General features: G+C 50.8%; 2 tRNA genes and 1 rRNA gene. All 3 read right to left on the reverse strand.

Going from position 1 to position 492, the window contains the following annotated elements:
* Positions 1 to 44: 44 nt before the first annotated feature.
* Positions 45 to 120: transfer RNA gene (locus DPF93_RS21170), tRNA-Ala, on the reverse strand.
* 43 nt (positions 121 to 163) lie between these two features.
* Positions 164 to 240, reverse strand: a tRNA-Ile gene (locus DPF93_RS21175).
* A gap of 65 nt (positions 241 to 305) precedes the next feature.
* Positions 306 to 492: ribosomal RNA gene (locus DPF93_RS21180) — 16S ribosomal RNA — on the reverse strand; the annotation flags it as partial.

Consider the following 492-nt stretch of genomic DNA (forward strand, 5'->3'; position numbering starts at 1 on the left):
ATGAAAACCATTTTTAAGAACACTTAAGCAAATGTGCTTAAAGATGGTGGAGCTAAGCAGGATCGAACTGCTGACCTCCTGCGTGCAAGGCAGGCGCTCTCCCAGCTGAGCTATAGCCCCATCAGGTGTTGATACTGTGTGCCACATTCCTTGGGATGGGAATTGGTGGGTCTGAGTGGACTCGAACCACCGACCTCTCGCTTATCAGGCGAACGCTCTAACCACCTGAGCTACAGACCCAGTATCGTCTCTTAAACTTTATAAACCATCAATCTGTGTGAACACTCATCGCAATAATCATCGTATAAGGAGGTGATCCAGCGCCAGGTTCCCCTAGCGCTACCTTGTTACGACTTCACCCCAGTCATGAACCACAAAGTGGTGAGCGTCCTCCCGAAGGTTAAACTACCCACTTCTTTTGCAGCCCACTCCCATGGTGTGACGGGCGGTGTGTACAAGGCCCGGGAACGTATTCACCGTGGCATTCTGATC

Source organism: Vibrio rhodolitus (assembly GCF_003350325.1).
Lineage (GTDB): Bacteria > Pseudomonadota > Gammaproteobacteria > Enterobacterales > Vibrionaceae > Vibrio > Vibrio rhodolitus.